Origin of the sequence: Staphylococcus sp. GDY8P120P (genome assembly GCF_017892065.1) — a bacterium.
GTDB classification, from domain to species: domain Bacteria; phylum Bacillota; class Bacilli; order Staphylococcales; family Staphylococcaceae; genus Staphylococcus; species Staphylococcus nepalensis.
Genome location: NZ_JAESKI010000067.1, coordinates 1 through 562, shown reverse-complemented (window position 1 = coordinate 562; position 562 = coordinate 1). Strand labels below are relative to the sequence as shown.

At 29.2% G+C, this 562-nt stretch carries 1 protein-coding gene; it reads right to left on the bottom strand.

Annotated features, from left to right (window positions below):
• Positions 1-562 (bottom strand): DDE-type integrase/transposase/recombinase (locus KA900_RS14695; RefSeq protein WP_210139797.1); only part of this gene is annotated, 562 nt, incomplete at both ends.

Here is a 562-nt window from a genome sequence, read left to right as displayed (position 1 = left end):
TATGGATTTCCCTTACGGCTTAAAGAACGGTTAATATTGAATACATCAATTACTTTATCGATTAATTGATTATCAAATTCTCGTCCTCTATCTGTATGGATATAGCTTATATTAAATAGATTTGTTTCTATACTTGCTAATGCTTTGAATACTAAGTCAGCGTTTTTGCGTTGTCCTACACTATAGCCTATAATCTCTCGATTATATAAATCACTAAATAAGCATACATAATGCCATCTATTGTCCACACGGACATAAGTTAAATCTGAAACAATGTATTTATACTGTTTATGTTTTTTAAAGTTACGATTTAAATGATTCTTGGTAGTAGATTGGTTTACCTTGCTTGATGTTACTTTAAATTTCATCTTTGTATAAGTAGAAACTAAGTTTCTTTGTTTCATTAATACACCAATCTTCCGCCTAGATACATATAGTCCTCGTTTCGATAAAACAATCTTTATTTTACGTGTACCGTAACAACGTCTATTAGAGATGAATATATCTTCAATTTCATCTGCTAATATCTCATCATTGTTTTCTTTATTAACTTTATGTTGGT